Source organism: Pseudomonas sp. BTN1 (assembly GCF_001907715.1).
GTDB classification, from domain to species: Bacteria; Pseudomonadota; Gammaproteobacteria; order Pseudomonadales; family Pseudomonadaceae; genus Aquipseudomonas; species Aquipseudomonas paracarnis.
The window spans coordinates 58,720-78,556 of sequence record NZ_MPBM01000028.1 but is presented as its reverse complement, the minus strand read 5'-3'; the positions used below and the strand labels follow the sequence as shown (position 1 = coordinate 78,556).

The 19,837-nt window shown below is 55.4% G+C and carries 13 protein-coding genes, 1 other RNA gene and 1 pseudogene; 13 read left to right on the top strand and 2 right to left on the bottom strand.

What is annotated here, in order from left to right:
• Positions 1 to 68: 68 nt before the first annotated feature.
• The 9 genes from BMH52_RS14890 to BMH52_RS14850 all read left to right on the top strand — a co-directional run bounded on the left by BMH52_RS14890 (position 69) and on the right by BMH52_RS14850 (position 10,443).
• Positions 69 to 2,879 carry an FAD-binding and (Fe-S)-binding domain-containing protein gene (locus BMH52_RS14890; protein WP_073844155.1) on the top strand — a complete coding sequence of 937 codons (2,811 nt, stop codon included), beginning with the start codon at positions 69 to 71 and terminating at the stop codon, positions 2,877 to 2,879.
• 136 nt (positions 2,880 to 3,015) lie between these two features.
• Entirely contained in the window at positions 3,016 to 3,294 is a 279-nt protein-coding gene (locus BMH52_RS14885; RefSeq protein ID WP_003194233.1) for a hypothetical protein, read from the top strand.
• Positions 3,295 to 3,388: 94 nt separating this feature from the next.
• Positions 3,389 to 3,785: a transfer-messenger RNA gene (gene ssrA, locus BMH52_RS14880) on the top strand.
• Positions 3,786 to 3,971: 186 nt separating this feature from the next.
• On the top strand, positions 3,972 to 5,228 hold the full coding sequence (locus BMH52_RS14875; RefSeq protein WP_073844153.1) for an integrase domain-containing protein: 1,257 nt from the start codon (positions 3,972 to 3,974) through the stop codon (positions 5,226 to 5,228).
• Positions 5,229 to 6,132: 904 nt separating this feature from the next.
• Complete coding sequence (locus BMH52_RS14870) at positions 6,133 to 7,500, top strand: YfjI family protein (protein WP_073844151.1); 1,368 nt, start codon at positions 6,133 to 6,135, stop codon at positions 7,498 to 7,500.
• Positions 7,484 to 7,843: a hypothetical protein gene (locus BMH52_RS28870; protein WP_073844149.1), complete on the top strand. Its 360-nt coding sequence runs from the start codon at positions 7,484 to 7,486 to the stop codon at positions 7,841 to 7,843. The genes BMH52_RS14870 and BMH52_RS28870 overlap by 17 nt, the downstream gene beginning before the upstream one ends.
• The gene (locus BMH52_RS14860; RefSeq protein ID WP_073844147.1) at positions 7,821 to 8,801 is read left to right on the top strand and encodes an integrase domain-containing protein; all 981 of its coding nucleotides are present in this window, start codon (positions 7,821 to 7,823) and stop codon (positions 8,799 to 8,801) included. Before BMH52_RS28870 ends, BMH52_RS14860 begins: the two co-directional genes overlap by 23 nt.
• On the top strand, positions 8,798 to 9,076 hold the full coding sequence (locus BMH52_RS29610) for a hypothetical protein (protein ID WP_073844145.1): 279 nt from the start codon (positions 8,798 to 8,800) through the stop codon (positions 9,074 to 9,076). Before BMH52_RS14860 ends, BMH52_RS29610 begins: the two co-directional genes overlap by 4 nt.
• Before the next feature lie 479 nt (positions 9,077 to 9,555).
• A complete protein-coding gene (locus tag BMH52_RS14850) occupies positions 9,556 to 10,443 on the top strand; it encodes a hypothetical protein (RefSeq protein ID WP_047882044.1) in 888 nt (295 codons plus the stop codon).
• Between the two features lie 105 nt (positions 10,444 to 10,548).
• On the opposite strand, the gene BMH52_RS14845 is transcribed toward BMH52_RS14850, so the two are convergent.
• Both BMH52_RS14845 and BMH52_RS28865 read right to left on the bottom strand, forming a co-directional pair.
• On the bottom strand, positions 10,549 to 11,463 hold the full coding sequence (locus BMH52_RS14845) for a Kiwa anti-phage protein KwaB-like domain-containing protein (protein WP_073844143.1): 915 nt from the start codon (positions 11,461 to 11,463) through the stop codon (positions 10,549 to 10,551).
• 4 nt (positions 11,464 to 11,467) lie between these two features.
• Complete coding sequence (locus BMH52_RS28865; protein ID WP_139273372.1) at positions 11,468 to 11,974, bottom strand: hypothetical protein; 507 nt, start codon at positions 11,972 to 11,974, stop codon at positions 11,468 to 11,470.
• A gap of 674 nt (positions 11,975 to 12,648) precedes the next feature.
• Here BMH52_RS28865 and BMH52_RS14840 point away from each other — a divergent pair.
• The 4 genes and pseudogenes from BMH52_RS14840 to BMH52_RS14825 form a co-directional block, all read left to right on the top strand.
• Positions 12,649 to 12,939: pseudogene (locus BMH52_RS14840) on the top strand (IS5/IS1182 family transposase); the annotation flags it as partial.
• A 166-nt stretch (positions 12,940 to 13,105) separates the two neighbouring features.
• Entirely contained in the window at positions 13,106 to 15,496 is a 2,391-nt protein-coding gene (locus tag BMH52_RS14835; RefSeq protein WP_047882042.1) for a class I SAM-dependent DNA methyltransferase, read from the top strand.
• On the top strand, positions 15,493 to 16,785 hold the full coding sequence (locus BMH52_RS14830; RefSeq protein ID WP_073844139.1) for a restriction endonuclease subunit S: 1,293 nt from the start codon (positions 15,493 to 15,495) through the stop codon (positions 16,783 to 16,785). Before BMH52_RS14835 ends, BMH52_RS14830 begins: the two co-directional genes overlap by 4 nt.
• A 10-nt stretch (positions 16,786 to 16,795) precedes the next feature.
• The gene (locus tag BMH52_RS14825; protein ID WP_047882040.1) at positions 16,796 to 19,837 is read left to right on the top strand and encodes a type I restriction endonuclease subunit R; all 3,042 of its coding nucleotides are present in this window, start codon (positions 16,796 to 16,798) and stop codon (positions 19,835 to 19,837) included.

The following is a 19,837-nucleotide window of genomic DNA, read 5'->3' as shown; positions in this document are numbered from 1 at the left end:
CCTGCACGTAATAGGGTAAGAATCGACGCCGGGGCACCCTTCCGGCGTCTGCTATTTCTGGAGGACCGATGAGCCTGCCTGCTGCTTTCCTGAGCGACGTCGCACAACTGATCCCGCAAGATCGTCGCTTCGACGATCCACTTTCCACCCTCGCCTTCGGCACCGACGCCAGCTTCTACCGACTGATCCCACAGCTGGTGATCCGCGTGGAGTCAGAAGACGAAGTGGTAACCCTGCTGCAACTGGCCCAGCGCGACCGCGTACCGGTGACCTTCCGTGCCGCAGGCACCAGCCTCTCGGGCCAGGCCATCAGCGACTCGGTGCTGATCGTGCTGGGTGATAACTGGAACCACCGCGAAATTCGCGGGCAAGGCACCCAGATCCGCCTGCAACCGGGTGTGATCGGCGCCCAGGCCAACGCCTGGCTCGCACCGTTCGGGCGCAAGATCGGCCCGGACCCTGCGTCCATCAATGCTTGCAAGATCGGCGGTATCGTCGCCAACAACGCCAGTGGCATGTGCTGCGGCACGGCGCAAAACACCTACCACACCCTGGCGGGCATCCGTCTGGTGCTGGCCGATGGCAGCCGCCTGGACACCGAAGATGCCGCCAGCGTGCAAGCCTTCCGCCAGTCACATAGTGCACTGCTTGAACGCCTGGCCCTGTTGGGTCGCGAAACACGGGCAAATACTGAGCTGGCGGCAAAGATCCGCCACAAATACCGCCTGAAAAATACCACCGGCCTGTCACTCAACGCCCTGGTGGATTTCGATGACCCGCTGGATATCCTCAGCCACCTGCTGGTCGGCTCCGAGGGCACCCTGGGGTTTATCAGTGCGGTCACCTACGACACCGTGATCGATCACCCCAACAAAGCCTCGGCGCTGATCGTCTTCCCGGACGTCGAAACCTGCTGCAACGCAGTCACCGTGCTGAAAACCCAGCCAGTCTCCGCCGTTGAACTGCTGGACCGACGCAGCATGCGCTCGGTGCAGGACAAACCGGGCATGCCTGCTTTCGTACAGCACCTATCGGAAAACGCCTGCGCACTGCTGATCGAATCCCGCGCCGCTTCGCCATCGCTGCTGCACGAACAACTGACGCGCATCATGGCGTCCCTGGCGGCGTTTCCCGTGGAGAAACAAGTCGACTTCACCGAAGACCCATTGGAAAACGCCCGCCTGTGGGCGATCCGCAAAGACACCTTCCCCGCCGTAGGCGCCGTACGCAAAACCGGCACCACCGTGATCATCGAAGACGTGACCTTCCCGGTCGAACAACTGGCGATTGGCGTGAACCGCTTGATCGCACTGTTCGACAAACATCACTACGACGAAGCCATCCTTTTCGGACATGCCCTGGAAGGCAATCTGCACTTTGTGTTCACCCAAGGCTTCAACAGCAGCGAAGAAGTCGCACGCTATCAAGCGTTCATGGACGACGTCGCGCAACTGGTGGCCGTGCAGTTCGGTGGCTCGCTGAAGGCCGAACACGGCACCGGCCGCAATATGGCGCCGTTCGTTGAACTGGAATGGGGCAGCGACGCTTATCAACTGATGTGGCAGCTCAAGCGCCTGCTCGACCCCAACGGCATCCTCAACCCGGACGTGGTACTCAGCGAAGACCCGCAGATCCACCTCACACACCTCAAGCCGTTGCCCGCCGCCGATGAGCTTGTGGATAAGTGCATCGAGTGCGGGTTCTGCGAGCCGGTGTGCCCGTCAAAAGGCCTGACCCTGAGCCCGCGCCAGCGCATCGTGATCTGGCGCGATATCCAGGCGAAAAAACGCGCAGGCGTCGACACCTCCGAACTGGAAGCGGCCTACCACTACCAGGGCATCGACACCTGCGCCGCCACCGGCTTATGCGCGCAACGTTGCCCTGTAGGCATCAATACCGGCGACCTGGTGAAAAAGCTGCGCAGCCGCGAGGCCGACCGTACGAAAACCGCCGACTGGCTCGCCAGCCATTTCGCCACCGCGCTGCAAGGTGCGCGCTTTACCCTGCACGTCGCCAATGGCGCACGCATGCTGCTGGGTGCTCCACGGCTGACTAGGCTCTCGAGCACGCTGACCAAGCTGTCCAAAGGGCAAATACCGCAGTGGACCAACGCCATGCCACAGCCCGAAAAAGCCATCCGCTTCAGCCCCGCAGTGACGGACGCTCGCCCGCGCGTGGTTTACCTGGCCGCCTGCGTCTCCCGCGCCATGGGCCCGGCAGCCGGCGATAAAGAGCAAATGTCGCTGTACGACAAAACCCGCCAACTGCTGAAAAAAGCCGGCTACCAGGTAGTGTTCCCCGACAACCAGGACAGCCTCTGCTGCGGCCAACCCTTCGCGTCCAAAGGCTACGCCGAGCAGGCCGAACACAAGCGCCAGGAACTGATCGGCGCCCTGCTCCACGCCAGCCGCGGCGGCCTCGACCCCATCTACTGCGACACCAGCCCCTGCACCCTGCGCCTGGTGCAAGAATTGGGAGAAACGCGCCTGGACCTCTACGACCCCGTGCGCTTTATCCGCACCCACCTGATGGACCGCCTCGACTTCACACCCCAGGAAGCGCCCATCGCCGTGCACGTCACCTGCAGCACCCAACACCTGGGCGAGAGCCAGGCCCTGATCGAACTGGCGCGACGCTGCGCAAAAACCGTGGTGATCCCCGAAGGCATTCATTGCTGCGGCTTTGCCGGCGACAAAGGCTTCACCACCCCGGAACTCAATGCCCACTCCCTGCGCTCACTCAAGGACGCCGTGCAATATTGCAGCGAAGGCATCTCCACCAGCCGCACCTGCGAGATCGGCCTGAGCCAGCATGGCGGCATCGACTACCACGGCCTGGTCTACCTGGTAGACCGCGTCACCCGCGCCCGCGCCCACTGACCCGGCAAAAAAACCGAACCCTCGCGCGCCGGCGCAGTCATCTGCATAGGCCTCGACAAACGAGGCCCATCAGTGATGTCGCTGGCAGCGGTTGCACGCCAGCAGCGTCGAGCCCTTTTGCGCAAGGAGACACCCTATGAAGCGTTCCGCTCTTGCTGGCTTGTTCATGACCGCTGCGATGCTCGCCTCCCCTGCTTTCGCCGCCAGTGACAAAGACCTGTGCCAGATCAACCTGGACAAAATCAACAACGGCAAAGCCCTGCTCGCCACCGACACCAGCGGTAAAAGTGGCGAAATAGACACCGCCGTCTCCCAGGCCAAGGCCGCCCACGCCGCAGGTGATGAGAAGAAGTGCATCGAAATCACCTCCAAGGCCCTGCAAGACCTGCAGAACAGCGAGAAAGGCGGCCAGTAAGCGAGAGGGCCAACCTTCGGGTTGGCCTTCGCTGACGTTTTGGCGTACACTGCACAGGCTTGTCACTCACTAAGAAACAACGAGTTACAAGCACGGGGCCGTTTAGGATTCGACGCCGGTCGCGAAACTTTAGGTGCATGCCGAGTTGGTAACAGAACTCGTAAATCCACTGTTGCAACTTCTTATAGTTGCCAATGACGAAAACTACGGCCAGGAATTCGCTCTCGCTGCGTAAGCAGCCTTAGCCCTGAGCTTCTGGTACCTTCGGGTCCAGCAATCACCAGGGGATGTCTGTAAACCCAAAGTGATTGTCATATAGAACAGAATCGCCGTGCAGTACGTTGTGGACGAAGCGGCTAAAACTTACACAACTCGCCCAAAGCACCCTGCCCTTCGGGTCGCTGAGGGTTAACTTAATAGAAACGGCTACGCATGTAGTACCGACAGCGGAGTACTGGCGGACGGGGGTTCAAATCCCCCCGGCTCCACCACTTCATCATCTAAAGACGTCCACGGACGTCTTTTTTTGTGCCTGAAACCCAGTAAATACGGGGCTTTCACCGCCATTGGCTTCCACAGAAGCTTTTAGAGTTCCAGGCGTTTTGGTATCCCAGTTGGTATCCCGAGCCCACTGGTGCTATTTTTGGGATACCAAAACGGTGTCAGAGGTAGCTCTCATGCCTACTAATGCAGCCCGCCTATCAGACCGCCAACTCAAGGCAGTCAAGGCAACAGGAAAAGACTTCGTTCTCACTGACGGCGACGGCCTTCAACTCAGGGTCAGAGCCAGTGGCTCGATGATCTGGAACTTCAATTACCGCGCGCCGGTAACCAAAAGCCGCCTCAACATGGCGCTCGGCCCTTACCCAGCCCTCTCGTTGGCAAATGCCAGAAAGAAAGCAGCTGAGGCACGCGAACTGCTGGCGCAAGGCATCGACCCCAAAGCGCACCGCGATGAGCTAAGGCAGGCCAAGCTGGCAAAAACCGAGCACATATTCGAGAAGGTGGCCACCGCTTGGTTCGAGTTGAAAAAACACTCCGTCACAACGGCCTACGCCGAAGACATCTGGCGCTCACTCACGCTGCATGTTTTCCCCAGCCTCAAAGCCACACCCCTCGCAGACATCACCGCCCCCATGATCATCAAGCTCCTACGCCCGATCGAGGCCAAAGGCAGCCTGGAGACGGTCAAGCGACTTTCCCAACGTCTCAACGAAATCATGGCCTACGGCGTCAACTGCGGACTGATCTTCGCGAACCCGCTCAGCGGCATACGGGCAGCCTTCAAAAAGCCGCAAAAAGAAAACATGCCGGCACTTCCCCCCGAAGAACTACCCGACCTCATGGTGGCGATTGCCAACGCTAGCATTAAACGCATCACCCGCTGCCTCATCGAATGGCAACTGCACACCATGACCCGCCCTGCCGAGGCTGCCGGAACGGCCTGGGCAGAAATTGATTTCGAGAAACGCATCTGGACCATCCCAAAGGAGCGCATGAAAAAACGCCGAGCGCACCCCATCCCCCTGAGCGACCAGACGCTCGCGTTGCTAGAGACACTCAAACCCTATAGCGGCCACCGGGAACATGTGTTTCCGGCAGACCGAAATCCGCGTACTCACGCCAACAGCCAAACCGCGAACATGGCGTTAAAACGTATGGGTTTTCAGGATCGGCTGGTCAGCCACGGCCTGCGATCAATGGCTAGTACCATCCTCAACGAACATGGATGGGACCCGGAGTTGATTGAAGTCGCACTCGCCCATGTCGACAAAGACGAAGTCCGAAGCGCGTACAACCGAGCGGACTACATCGAGCGAAGACGCCCGATGATGACTTGGTGGAGCGACTACATTCAAAAAGCCGCCACCGGCAATTTGTCGGTGACGGCCATTCATGAAAACAAAAACGGGAACGTCATCCCGTTTCGTTAATCAGTTCCTACTGGCGACAGCGGCGACACTGGCGACAACCCACTTATTTAGCGGTCCTGCGCATGGCGACAAAGCGGCGACCGTCGCCACCATCTGCATCGCCCACAAGCTTTTAAGGCCCAGCCCCTGAGGGCAGGAAGGCTTTGCCTTCCCGCCCTCAGGGGCTCACTTTAAAAACCGACGAACGGCCCACTGTCCATTCAAAGCCACCGTCTTCCATACACATCCATCGCCTAAAAACCCCACCCCATACACGGTTGACCACCCTCCGAGCACGCGCTACACCAGAGCCGTAGAGCGCTGTCATCGACAGCATTGCCCAGGTAGCCAGGGATCTTTAAGGCTACGCCCTACAGTGGTGGTCCCAGCCATGCGCGCTCGCTTCCAATTAGGCGCGCAGTCACGCCCAACGTGATCGAAGCCAACTTATCCACAGTGCAAATGCGGCAGCCCACGCCCGTCTCTTTCTCCAGGAAAGAGACGGGCGCCGAAACCACTGCCGCAGCCCTTGCCGGGCAACACATTGCAGCGTTTGTCAATGTGACAATCGGCGTGACAAACCCCGATGTCACACGCAGCAGCAATGCAGATGATGGTGCCGCAGCCCACGGAATGGACTGCACCTGACTGACAGTCAGGCACGCCCTGGTCATCGCATTACTGCCTGCAACAGACTCAGGATCTCGCGGCGCTGGTCTCGTCAGCCAACGCAGCCTCCACCCGCCCACCGTTATCGGTGCTCAGGAGGCAAGATCATGAGATGCCCAAGCTCCCGGTCGTAAAGAGCCGCCCGTCCCGCGTAAGTGGACACCCTCACAGGCTGCAGGGGCCTTGATCCCTGATAACACTCAACAACCGTGGCGGGGAGAGTGAGGGGGAAATTCGAAGCACCAGGAGAATGACGATGCAATTGTGCGAAGCGTTTGACCTGCCACAGCCGCTGCTGGAATACCGGCCCGAGCCGCTGGCGTATCCGGTCGAAGCGTTGGGACAGATATTAGGACCAGCCGTCGAACGCATGGCAGAGGTGATCGGCGTGCCCTGCGCCATGGCTGCGCAATCGGTGTTGGCCACTGCCGCCCTGGTGGCCCAGTCGCACGCCAATGTGCATCTCGATGGCCGTGTTTATCCGTTGTCCCTGTACATGCTGACGGTGGCATCGTCGGGTGATCGGAAAAGCGCAGTGGATCATCTGGCGCTGGCGGCTGCGCGTGAGTGGGAGCGGCGGCAGTGGGCGTTGTATTTGGAACAACTGAAATCCAATCGCGCCGCCATTCGAGGAAAGCACGAAGCTCGTGAGTTATCCGACCCCATACCGCCCAGGTTGATCATCGCCGAGCCCACCATTGAGGCGCTGATCAAAAACCTATGCCAGGGCTTGCCCAGCATGGGGTTATTCAACGATGAGGGCGGCCAGTTTCTGGGCAGCAGCACCATGAGCAAAGAGAACCAACTCAAGGCCATCACCACCCTGTCAGCACTCTGGGACGGCAGCCCCATCGACCGGGCGCGCTCCATGCCTGGCGAAAGCCTGCGAGCTTATGATCGTCGCCTCAGTCTGCATCTGATGCTGCAACCTTACCTGGCCACCCAGCTACTCACAGACCGGATGATCAACGGCCAAGGCATCCTTGGCCGTTGCCTGATCAGTTGGCCCGAACGCCTAGTGGGGCGACGCTTGTACAAGGCGGTCGACCTTACGCGAGATGCCAGGATCCAGCGCTACCAAGCGCGCATTACCGCTCTGCTGGATAAGCCGCTGTCGCTACACAACGACGGCTCACTTAACCCTGACAGGCTGGAACTGACACCCAGCGCTCGCGGTGCCTGGATCGATATTCACGACACCATCGAATGCCAATCTGGTGAGTTTGGCGAGCTGGCCGGCATTCAATCTGTCGCCGGGAAAGCAGCCGCCAATGTACTGCGTATCGCCGGGGTATTGGCGGTGATTGAAGACGCGCCCGTAGTGGACGAACCCCATATCCAGCGCGCCTCGACGCTGATGGATTACTACCTGGCCGAAATCCAGCGCCTGACGGAGCAAGAACCCATCAACAAGTTACGCGAGGAGGCGGATCGACTGCTGCGCTGGCTGACGCAAAAAGGCTGGACCCAATTTACCGTCCGCGACCTCAATCGCAATGGCCCCCGCTTTGCCCGCAAAAGCAGTCATCACACCATTACGCTGCTGGTCGAATTGATCTCACATAGCTGGCTGGACTCTTCTGACGGAAAGACCTTCGAGGTGCGCCATGTTCCGCCTCAATGACGCGGTGCGCCGTTACCAGGCGCAGCATCAGACACGACCTGCATTGCGGAGTGTCGCCACTTCCGTCGCCGCCTTGTCGCCATGCTTCAGAGCAGCAACTACAAGGGTTGTCGCCACTGGCGCCGTTGTCGCCACACCCGCCTTAGGGCCTGTCAACATCGGCCAACTGATCCACCAACTGCGCGAAGAGGGAGCAATGCTGCGGCATCAGCAAAACGCCCTGATTATTCGTCCCGCACATTGGCAACAAGTGAACAAGATCAGCGCCCACTGGAAAGCGGTGCTGCGCTTTCTGCAAGACAATGAAAACGGTGAAGCCGATGGCATTGGTCGGCCGACGTGACGGGCGCAACTTTGGCTACGGCCGTCAGCTCAGCTATGCCGGCCCACAAGCGCTGAAAGATCTGTTTGCCGGCGGCCACTTCGCTACGGTCAAAGCACACAGTGATCGCTGGCAGGCTTTCGTGAAGTGGTGTCGGTCAGCGGACGGCCCCGGTTACAACGACGCCCGCCAGATAGATCGCAGTACCTTGCACAGCTACGCCACACACCTGCGTCAGCAAATCCAACAAGGTGAAATCTGCATCGCCACCGCGCAGAACCGCCTGAGTAGCGTAAACCGTACCCTCGCAGCACTACGCGGCGACCAGTACGTGAAAATCGCCAGCCCGAGCAAGGCACTCGGCATGCAGCGATCAAGCGTACGCACCCGCGCACCGAATGGCCAAGATCACCAACAACTGAGTCGAGTGATTGAAGCGCTTCGCGAACAGCAACACCACCGCGTCGCTGCGATTGTCTGCTTGGCCCGCGCAACCGGCATGCGCTTGCGCGAAACGATCTTGGCTGACCTGCCACGTTTGCAACGTGAGGCTAAACACTTAGGCCGCATCAATATTCAGGATGGGACCAAAGGCGGCCGGGCTGGAGCTTCAGCAGCGCGCTGGATCATCGCAAATAACGAGGTTAAGGCAGCCTTGCAGATGGCTCGTCACGCCTCGCCACCCCACAGCCGCAATTTGCTGGCCGAAGGTGAAAGCTACGCCAAGTTCCAGCAACAGACGGTGAGGCCAGCCCGTGAATTGCTTCAGAAGCTGGGACTGAAGGGGGTTCATGAATTTCGAGCGGCTTATGCGTGCGAGCGCTACATACAGCTCACGGGCCACGCGGCCCCCGTCAATGGTGGCCGATGCTATCGCATCGACCACGCTCTGGACCAAAGCGCGCGACGGCAAATTAGTCTTGAGCTTGGGCACAATCGAATCGAGGTGGTTTCGGCTTACATTGGGGGTAGAGCGTGAGCAAGCCTTTCGATATGGCACTTTTCCTGGGTGGAGTACTGAACGGTTCGACAGCCACGCAGCAAAGACACATTCGACAAGCTCGTATCATGCAGGCAGCTATCCAACAGAGGTGGCAGCGCGATAACCCTTGGGGCTGGCACTTCAAGCATGTGCGTTGGTTTTTGGTACACCAGCTGAAGGACCGCTCAGAAGCCACCCGTTACTACTACAGGCTCACCGCACAACTTATCTCGAAAAGATTAGGCCGGAGCTGGCTTTGCCTTGATATCTAAGCGCCGACCGTCCCGGCCACATAAGTGGCCCTCCACGTTGACATTTCCCTTGACAAATGGTTATCTCGATAAAGACCATGGTACTTAGTGCCGTTAAGAGCCGTCTAGGTGCATGGGGCCGGTGAAACAGGCCCCATGCACCTAGACGGCACCCTAACCCATGCATTTCGTCGGCTAATCCCTTGCAACCACAGCCCTTCGCCTATAAATGCGCCAACTGAATGTGCTAACCTCAAATCCAAGTCTATTTCCACCCTTATGGGTACTTTCGCCATGATCAGCGGCCACCAGCATTCAAAAGACCTTAGCTTTGCGGAAATGATGAGCCTTAAAAGCAGCTCACGTGACCGCCAGGTTGATGCTGTCTATGCTGCAGACCCTGAGATGCTTGAAATGGCTGCTGCCCGTGCCAAAGCCGCCCTTCGTGGCAACTCTGCTTCAATCGCTCGCCCACTACGATTCTCTGCGCTAAGCAACTGATGCCCGAAGCGGCAAACGAAGACGCTCCGTTCGCCTTACTTGAACGTTCAGAGCTCTTCGCATTTCTGCTCGATCTAATTCAGCGCGTCTACCGCCCCTCAATTCAATCAGCTGTCACCGATTACGGCCTTGTGATCGTTGGCGGGCAATCGCTTACGCTTTGGGCCCGGCAATACCTCATCGACGAAATGACAGGCGAGGATGTCGGATTCGTCACTAGCGATGATTTGGACTTTATCGGTAAACCCAACTCTATTGATTATTGCGCCCGCGTGATGGGAGTCCCTTTTCGCAAGGCTAAGATGGACGACAACACTATAAACATTGCCGCCGCGTATATTGACTGGGTTGACGGTAAAGAGGTCATTGTCGATATCCTGGAAATGGACAGCGTCGGGGGCGCGCCTCAAAAAGAGATTTTCAAGTATTTATCTGTCCTGGATATCGAAGGTGTGCAGATCGCCGTCATCGACCCCATCACATGTCTGAAGTCTCGTTTATTCAATTTATTCTCTTACTGGCAGGATCGGCCACATCGGGAATCCGTGCGGGTGACGATTGCACTTCGCGCGTCGAACCATTATCTGCGCGACCTGCTGGTAAATGATGGGTATCGAGTCATATCAGAGCATATCCGCCGGATCAAGGCCTTAGCCCTGACACCGCTCGGCAAGCGTGTTTATGTCGAATATGGAATCGACGTGCTGGATGCCATCCCCTACGATCCGGCGCTATTCCCAACCGCCTACATGGATCGGGAACGACCGAACATGCTTCGCCAAATAGGTGATGCACGCCGACGGAAGTTAATTCAGTACCAACGATTCGCTTGTGGTCCTATTCACCTGAGCCATCTTCATCCCGCGGTAGAGAACGATCCAAGATAAGAGAATCTGGATAACGCAAAACACTCACGCGGTCATCTCATCGACTCTGCAACCAAGGATGGTGACGGAGACAAGGCCACAGCTATAATAGCTACCGATAGAGTATTAAATATTTTCAATATTTTGTACGTCGTAATACTCTCCAGAGAAACGGGAAAACAACCGATGATTGAGAAGAGCCAAAAAAATGTACTTACAACTTTCGGCGCTTGGCACTATTTTCCCGTTCAAATCAAAATCAATTAGCAGTTGCATTTCCACAGCATTATTACGAATATTTTGTATATAAACATCATTATTGTAGTGGGCCTTTTGCTTAATTGCGGAGGCTCTTCTTAACTGAATCTTATTGTTTCCCACATAGGCATCAATCTCATCCATACTGGAAAACAATGATGAAAATTTCGGCTCCAGCTTTAACAACCCAAAATCTTCTTTATGAGCCTCTTTATAGCTTAATATTGACTCCGTCTTATTTTTTTGCTTAGCAATTACATCGCCGTCAAAAATGAAAAAATCTATACTCTTAGAAATATTAAAAGTTGGCGTATTATCGATATCCAGAGCATTGTCTTTGAATACCGCCCTATATGCGCCAGCCAGCTTCTTTAACTTCCAAGAGTCATCGGTCGATTTTACTGCATAGAGAGAATTTTGATCATCAAGAGTAAGCCTTATTGCATAAAAATGGGCATTCTGTATATCTTTAAGTTTTTTCACCTTCTTTTCATCGCGAGCCACGCACTCTTGTATCAATTGTCCTGCATGTGTTTCATCTGCTGGAATCGACAAGACACTAGTTTCGTTATTTTCGGCGAGCAGCGAGTATTCTCGAATTTCTTCGACACTTTGGACTGCAGCATTGACATTTTCTTTTATTTTAGCATCCAAAAGTTCAGAAGTCTCAACCCAGCGCCCTGTGTAAACTATTTTACCCGCGCGAGTAGATCTCTTGAAAACCCACAGAGTAACAGTTGAATTGAGGACATCAAACGCTTTCAATGCTAAAAGATCGGCCATAATGTTAGTCTCGTTGTTTTAGAATTTTGACTTTATCAATACTGCTATAACGAAGAACATCACCAGTTAACGGTTGAAACTTAGCCAAACAACCTTCTGCATTCGATATAGAGTCGCCTTCATATCGATACTTTATTTCGTAATGTCCCCAACCAAACGCAACCAGCGCAGGATTTAAAATCACTTGCCCCGACTTGTAAGTCAGCCAAAATATCCAAGCCAGAAATATAAAAAAACCCAGAAATTTACCCGTCTCTTGATAATCCAAACTCATAAATGAAACCACATAAGGCAAAACGTAGTTCATTAGATCTGCTGGAACATGCTTGCACTCTTCCACAATGATTTTCCGCTTTGGTGTGGCGAGCCAAATTGTTCCTAATGATATTGAGAGCGAAATGAGACAGAGGGTAAAAAAACCAAGTGCTAATAAGGGATGCTTTAACGGCAGCTCACATTGACTGGCGAAATTTTTCCAGTCTGAGCACAGACTTTGAGCAGTCGAACCCATTGTAAAATCTTGGACGAGTAAGATCATGCTCAGGGGAAGGTAAGATCCTAAGTAGATCAATAATGCGACTAAAATCCTTGTCTGCATTTTGTAAATAGTCCTGAATCTGGTGATCTTTATTTAAAGGATTCTGGTGGCGGTCAGCCCCACAAAAACGCCACACAGCTCACTAAACTAGACAGAGCCAAGCTAGCATATTGCCATCTACAGGTCTAACCCTCCTGCGTTCTTTATCGGTTGGCGTTCAAGTTGCTGGCGGCTTCCTATCCGACAGCGGCGCGATCCTGGGTCACCAACAGACGCTCGTAGTAGAGCATGCCGATCTATCGATCCAGCACACGAGTACTCCAGTTTTGCGTGGCGGCCTCAGTCATATATCACCGGCGGCGCTACCAACCTTGAGCAAGGTGCGGTAATAGATCTAGCTCAATTCGGTACGCAATCCGTTCCAAATTGGTAAGGCCATCGTGACCTAATCCCTGAGCAAGAGCGCGGTTGAAGTAGCGTTTCAGGACATCGCAGCGGGTCACACTGCAAGCCCGTACTTCGTCCAGCCTATTGGTTATTGTCGTCTTTCTTTGCTGCCTGTGCGGAGGTTGGAGCTTTCGGCTGCGTAATATGTCAGGAATGACGCTGTGACTGTTACCGCTGACCGAAAACTGACCCGGTAAAGGCTGGTTGCCGACAAGGGCTATAACGCAGAGGCATTTCGTCAGCACTCTGACCGTTATCGAATGCAGCCAGTCATCCCGCTGCGCAAGATGATACGTAAGCCAAAGCCCGCGGCACCCCGCCGGCTCAACAAGCCCCAATACACGAGACGAGACATCATTGAGCGGATGTTCTGCTGGCTGAAAGACAACCACCTGATTGGTAACCGCTACGACAACCTCGCGGACAGCTTTTCTGCGATGCTCTCGCTGGACTGTTCGCTGCGGTGTTTACGACAGCTGGTTTCGTACAGAGTCCAGACCTCACCGAATGTTCGTATTCATGGGTCTCCTTTAATGGATTTGACAAGTAAAAAACACCACGGTGGCCGAGTCTGTAACGCTCATGGATAATGGTGGGTTTACGGCCGTTCAGCTACACGTCGCGCCCCTTTGACACCAGGACAATAGCCCCTTCCCCATGAACCATTACGCACATACCAAACTTGTCTCATTCATTTGGTCTATCGCGGATGACTGCCTTCGCGACGTTTACGTCCGGGGCAAATACCGTGACGTCATCCTGCCGATGGTTGTTCTGCGTCGCCTCGATACTCTCCTCGAGCCCACCAAGGCCGAAGTCCTGGAGGAGGTCCGCTTTCAGAAAGGCGAAATGAAGGCGACTGAGCTGGACGATGCACCGCTAAAGGCGGCCTCTGGCTACGTATTCTTCAACACGAGCAAATGGACACTGAAGCTGCTGCATGCAACCGCCACTAACAACCAACAGATACTGCTGGCCAACGTGGAAGACTACTTGAACGGGTTCAGCGACAACGTCAAAGAGATCATCTCGCGCTTCAAGCTACTGGAGCAGATGCGGCACATGGCAAACAAGCAGGTCTTACTGGACGTGCTAGAAAAGTTTATCTCGCCCTACATCAACCTCACGCCACATCAGGTCGAAGACCCTGACGGTAACACCCTGCCAGCCCTCAGCAACCTCGGCATGGGCTATGTCTTCGAAGAGCTGATCCGCAAGTTCAATGAAGATAACAACGAGGAGGCGGGCGAGCACTTTACTCCGCGTGAAGTGATCCACCTTATGACCCACCTGGTCTTCGACCCGATCAAGGATCGGCTGCCCCCCGTTATGACCATCTATGACCCCGCCTGTGGTAGCGGCGGCATGCTAACGGAGTCGCAGAACTACGTCATTGACCCCGATGGTTTGATCAAAGCTACCGGCGACGTCTATCTGTACGGTAAGGAAATCAACGACGAGACCTATGCCATCTGCAAATCCGACATGATGATTAAGGGCAACAACCCCGAAAACATCAAGGTCGGCTCCACCCTGTCCACCGATGAGTTCGCCGCCCAGCGCTTTGATTTCATGTTATCCAACCCGCCCTACGGCAAAAGCTGGAACAGTGAACTCAAATACATCAAGGACGGCAACGACGTCATCGACCCGCGCTTCAAGGTCGAGCTGAATAATTACTGGGGCACCAGGGAAACCAAAGACGCAACCCCCCGCTCCAATGACGGCCAACTGCTATTCCTGATGGATATGGTGGGCAAGATGAAGTCCACCAAGGACAGTTCCATAGGCTCGCGTATCGCCTCGGTCCACAACGGCTCCAGCCTGTTTGCAGGCGATGCTGGCAGCGGCGAGTCCAACATCCGCCGCCACATCATCGAAAACGACCTGCTCGACACCATCATCCAGTTGCCGAACAACTTGTTCTACAACACCGGCATCACCACCTATATCTGGCTGCTGACCAACGCCAAGCCCGCAGCACGACAGGGCAAGGTGCAACTGATCGACGCCAACCCGCTATTTCGTAAGCTACGCAAAAACCTTGGTGACAAGAACTGCGAATTCGCTCCTGAACATGTCGAAGAAATCACAAGCGCCTATCTTGCTTTCCAATCGGTCGAACGGAAGCTGGATGCCAACGGCGACCCCACCGGCATTGCCGTGCAGATCTACGACAACACCGATTTCGGCTATCACAAGGTCACTATCGAGCGCCCCGACCGCCGCCGCGCCCAGTTCAGCGCTGAACGGCTTGCTCCCCTGCGCTTCGATAAATCCCTGCGCGAACCGATGGAGTATCTGTGGGAAGCACACGGTGAGGCGGTCTATGAGCCGGGCTTCCTGAATGCGCATGCTAAGCCGGTCATGGAGTGGTGCGAAGAGCAGGGCATCACCCTGAACGCCAAGGCCCGCGCCAAGTTAATTGATACCGCCAACTGGAAGCGTCTGCGCGAATTGCTCGATCACGGACACCAGTTGATGCAGGCCATCGGTACGGATGAAACTGCCGACTACAACGAGTTTTGTGATCGCATTAGCAAGGTGCTGAAGACCCGAAAGATCAAGCTGTCAGCGACCGAGAAGAACGCCATCTTGAATGCGGTGAGCTGGTATGCCGAGGACGCAGAAAAGGTGATAGACAAATCTCTTCGCTTTACCGACCTGGAGCTCGCATCGGTAGCTGCGCAGCTAGGCTGCGACGTATCAGCGCTAGGCGATTTTGGCTTTTATGCACAGGCCGATGGCACCTGGCTGACCTACGCCTCAAACACCGACCTCCGCGACAGCGAGTCTGTGCCGCTGAAGGACAGCATTCACGGCTACTTCCTGGCCGAGGTGAGGCCCTATGTCGAAGAGGCCTGGATCAACCTCGACTCGGTCAAAATCGGATACGAGATCAGCTTCAACAAATACTTCCACTATCACAAGCCGCTGCGGAGTTTGGGCGAAGTTACGGCGGATATTCTGACGCTGGAGCAGCAGGCTGACGGACTGATCTCGGATATTTTGGGTGTCCCGATGGCGGCGTTGTCGGAGGTGGGATGATGGATAGGTTTGGGTTCGAGCAGTACGAAAGCTACGCAGAAAGTAATGTTAGATGGATTGGTAAATTACCATCGCATTGGAAAGTTGAGCGAAGCAAATGGCTTTTTTCTGACCGCAAAGAGCGCGCAAGACGGGGCGAGCCACAACTTGCAGCTACTCAAAAATACGGCGTGATTCCTCAATCGCAATTCATGGAGATTGAGGGACGCCGAGTGACCCAAGTCTTTCTTGATTTTGACATTCTAAAACATGTTGAATCTGGCGACTTCGTGATGAGCATGCGTAGCTTCCAGGGCGGAATTGAGTACTCTGAACACACGGGGTGCGTTAGTTCAGCATATGTCGCTTTGCGACCTGGACCGCGCGTAGAGCCAGCCTTTTTTCGCTATCTACTTAAAAGCACCAGATATATTGAGGCCCTACAAAGCACATCCAATCTAGTGCGTGATGGGCAGGCGCTTCGCTTTGACAACTTCTCGGCGGTCGACCTATTCATCGTTCCCATTGAGGAGCAGCGTTCGATCGCGACATTCTTGGACGAGAAGTGCGCCAAGATCGATGTAGCTGTGAAGATCAAGGAAGACCAGATCACGCTGCTACGCGAGCGGCGTCAGATCATCATTCAGGAAGCCGTAAACCGCGGCCTGAATTCCGCCACTCCATTGAAAGACAGCGGCATCGACTGGATTGGCCAAATCCCAGCGCATTGGGAGGTGCGGCGCAGCAAGTTTGTCTTCACGCAACGCAAAGAGTTGGCGCGAAAGGATGACATTCAGCTTTCTGCCACCCAATCCTATGGGGTTATTCCTCAAGAGAAGTTTGAGGAGCTGGTTGGTCGCAGGGTCGTGAAAATCCAGACGAACCTCGAAAAACGCAAGCACGTAGAGTTGGACGACTTCGTGATCAGCATGCGCAGCTTCCAAGGCGGCCTGGAGCGAGCTTGGGCGGCGGGCTGCATCAGGTCCTCCTACATTATTTTGCGACCGCACGAGGAGATTTGCCCGACCTTCTTCGGCTACCTTTTCAAAAGCCCTCGATATATTAAAGCCCTGCAAACAACTGCAAGCTTCATTCGCGACGGGCAAGACTTGACCTTCGAAAATTTCGCGATGGTCGACCTTTTCCTTCCACCCATCAATGAACAGCGTGAGATTGCGGACGAAATCAAAAGAAAATGCGAGAAGGTTGAGAATGGTATTGCCATCAAAGAACGCCAGATCGCCGCGCTCAAGGAATACAAAGCCAGCCTAATCAACGCGGCCGTCACCGGCAAGATCAAGGTTATTTAAGGGATAGTATATGGTCAGCAATACTAGGGAAGTTGCACTCGAGCAGGCGATTCAGAAATATCTGACCGGCTGGACGACCGAAGAGCTGGCAGGCAAGCCCGTGCCGGTTGGCGGCGGCCCCTATAGCATCGGCCTGCCCGGTGACTTCAACGCCCAGTATGCGCTAGACACTGCCATGTTCTGGCAGTTTTTGGAGTCGACACAGGGCAAGGAGCTGGCCAAGCTGCAATCGCGCAACCCATCAGATTGGCAAGCTAAGATCCTTGAGCGCTTTGATCGGATGATCAAAAGGCACGGCCTGCTGCATCTGCTGAAAAAGGGTCTATCGGTCGATGACGCGTTCTTCTCACTGATGTACCCCGCTCCGCTGGCCAGCTCTGCCCCCCGCATCCACGAAAACTTCGCTGCCAATATTTGGAGCATCACTCGACAGGTCCGCTATTCGCAGAGTAACCCTCTGGAAGAAATCGACATGGTACTGTTCCTGAACGGCATACCCTTGGTCACGGTCGAGTTAAAGAACGCCTGGACTGGGCAAACTGCCCGCTTTCATGGCCAGAAGCAGTACCACGAAAAACGCGACGCCACCCAGCCTCTGCTGCAATTTGGCCGCGCACTTGTGCATATGGCGGTGGACACCGACGAGGTGTTCATGACCACCAAGCTTACCGGGGCCTCGACTTTCTTTCTGCCGTTCAACAAGGGCCACAACAATGGCGAGGGCAACCCGCCGAACCCCAGCGGCCACAAGACCGCCTATCTGTGGGAAGAGGTGTTCCTGCCCGCCAGCCTTGCGGGCATCATCCAGCATTTCGTTCTGCTGGAGGGCAAAGCCACCGATCCGCTGGCGAAGAAATCGCTGATCTTCCCGCGCTATCAGCAGTTGGACGTGGTGCGCCGCTTGCTGGACCACGCGTCCACCAACGGTGTCGGCCACAGCTATCTGATCCAGCATTCGGCGGGATCAGGCAAATCGAACTCGATCACCTGGGCGGCCTATCAGCTGATCGACGCGTACCCCAATAGCGTCGGCCTCCCTGGCGCCAAGGGCCTAGACCAGCCCTTGTTTGACTCGGTTATTGTGGTGACGGACCGGCGCTTGCTCGATAAGCAGCTGCGCGACAACATCAAGGACTTCTCTGAGGTCAAGAACATCGTCGCCCCAGCGCTGCGTTCAGCCGACCTAAAATCCGCGCTGGAGAACGGCAAGAAGATCATCATCACGACAATTCAGAAGTTCCCCTTCATCATTGATGGCATTGCGGACCTAAGCGAAAAACGATTCGCCGTGATCATCGACGAGGCGCACAGCGGTCAAAGCGGCCAGGCCCATGACACCATGAACCGCGCGATGGGTGCCGGGGACACCGACCTGGACGAGGATGATCCGCAAGACCGAATCCTGGCGGCGATGCAGTCCCGCAAAATGCGCGGTAACGCGTCCTATCTGGCCTTTACCGCAACGCCTAAGGCGACCACGCTTGAGAAGTTTGGCGAACAGCAATCCGACAGGAGCTTCAAGCCATTCCATCTTTACAGCATGAAGCAGGCCATTGAAGAGGGTTTCATCCTCAATGTGCTGGCTAACTACACGACCTATAAAAGCTATTACGAAATCCAGAAGTCCGTGGAGGGAAACCCGCTTTTTGACACCCAGAAGGCTCAGAAGAAGCTGCGGGCCTATGTCGAACGCAGCCAGCACACGATCAACACCAAGGCCGAGATTATGCTGGACCATTTCATCCCACAGGTCGTGAATGCCAAGAAGCTTCGCGGCAAGGCCAAGGGGATGATCATTACCCAGAATATCGAATCCGCAATCCGTTATTACAAGGCTGTAAACAAGCTGCTCGACGCACAAGGAACCCCGTTTAAGGCGTTGATCGCTTTTTCGGGAGAGAAGACCGTCGATGGGTTGAAGCACACCGAAGCCGAAATGAACGGCTTTCCTGAAAGTGAGACGCGGGAAAAGTTCGACACTGACGACTATCGGCTGCTGATCGTGGCCAACAAGTATCTGACCGGGTTTGACCAGCCCAAGCTGGCTGCGATGTATGTGGACAAGAAGCTGCAGTTCGTCCTAGCCGTCCAAGCCCTGTCTCGCCTGAACCGTTCGGCCCCAAAGTTGGGCAAGCGAACGGAAGATCTGTTCATCCTCGACTTCTTCAACAGCGTCGATGACATCAAGACGGCCTTCGATCCCTTCTACACCGTGACAACGCTGTCCGAGGCGACCGACGTCAACGTGTTGCACGAGCTGAAGGACGCACTGGACCAAGTTGGAGTATACGAGTGGCAGGAGGTCGAAGACTTCGTCACACGTTATTTTGCCGGTGAAGATGCCCAGGCCCTCAGCCCGATCATCGATGTTGCAGCCAATCGCTTCAACACTGAGTTGGAGTTGCTGGACCCCGAGAAGATCGACTTCAAGATCAAGGCCAAGCAGTTCGTGAAGATCTACGGTCAGATGGCGTCGATCATCCCGTTTGAAGTGCTGGTGTGGGAAAAGCTGTTCTGGCTGCTGAAGTTTCTGATTCCCAAGCTCATGATCGAAGATCCCAATCAGGATATGCTCGACGAACTGCTTGAGGCCGTTGACCTGTCATCGTATGGCTTGGAGCGCACGAAGCTGAACCAGGAAATCGGCCTCGACGATTCCGACACGGAACTGACGCCGCAAAACCCGAACCCACGCGGCAACCGCGACGGCGATCCGGAAACTGATCCGCTGGATGAAATCATTCGCAGCTTCAACGAGCGGTGGTTTCATGGCTGGAGCGCGACGCCTGAGGAGCAACGTGTCAAGTTCGTCAACATCGTCAACAGCATCCGCGCACACCCGGACTACACAGCCAAGTACGAGGACAATGCTGACCCTTACAATCGCGGCCTCGCATTGGAAAAGATGCTCCAGGACGTGATGCTGAAAAGGCGAAAGGACGAGCTGGAGCTCTATAAGCTGTTTGCCTCTGATCCGGCGTTCAAAGCGGCATGGAGCCAGAACATCGAGCAGGTGCTCAAAAAGAACTTGGACAATCAGGCCAGCGCATAA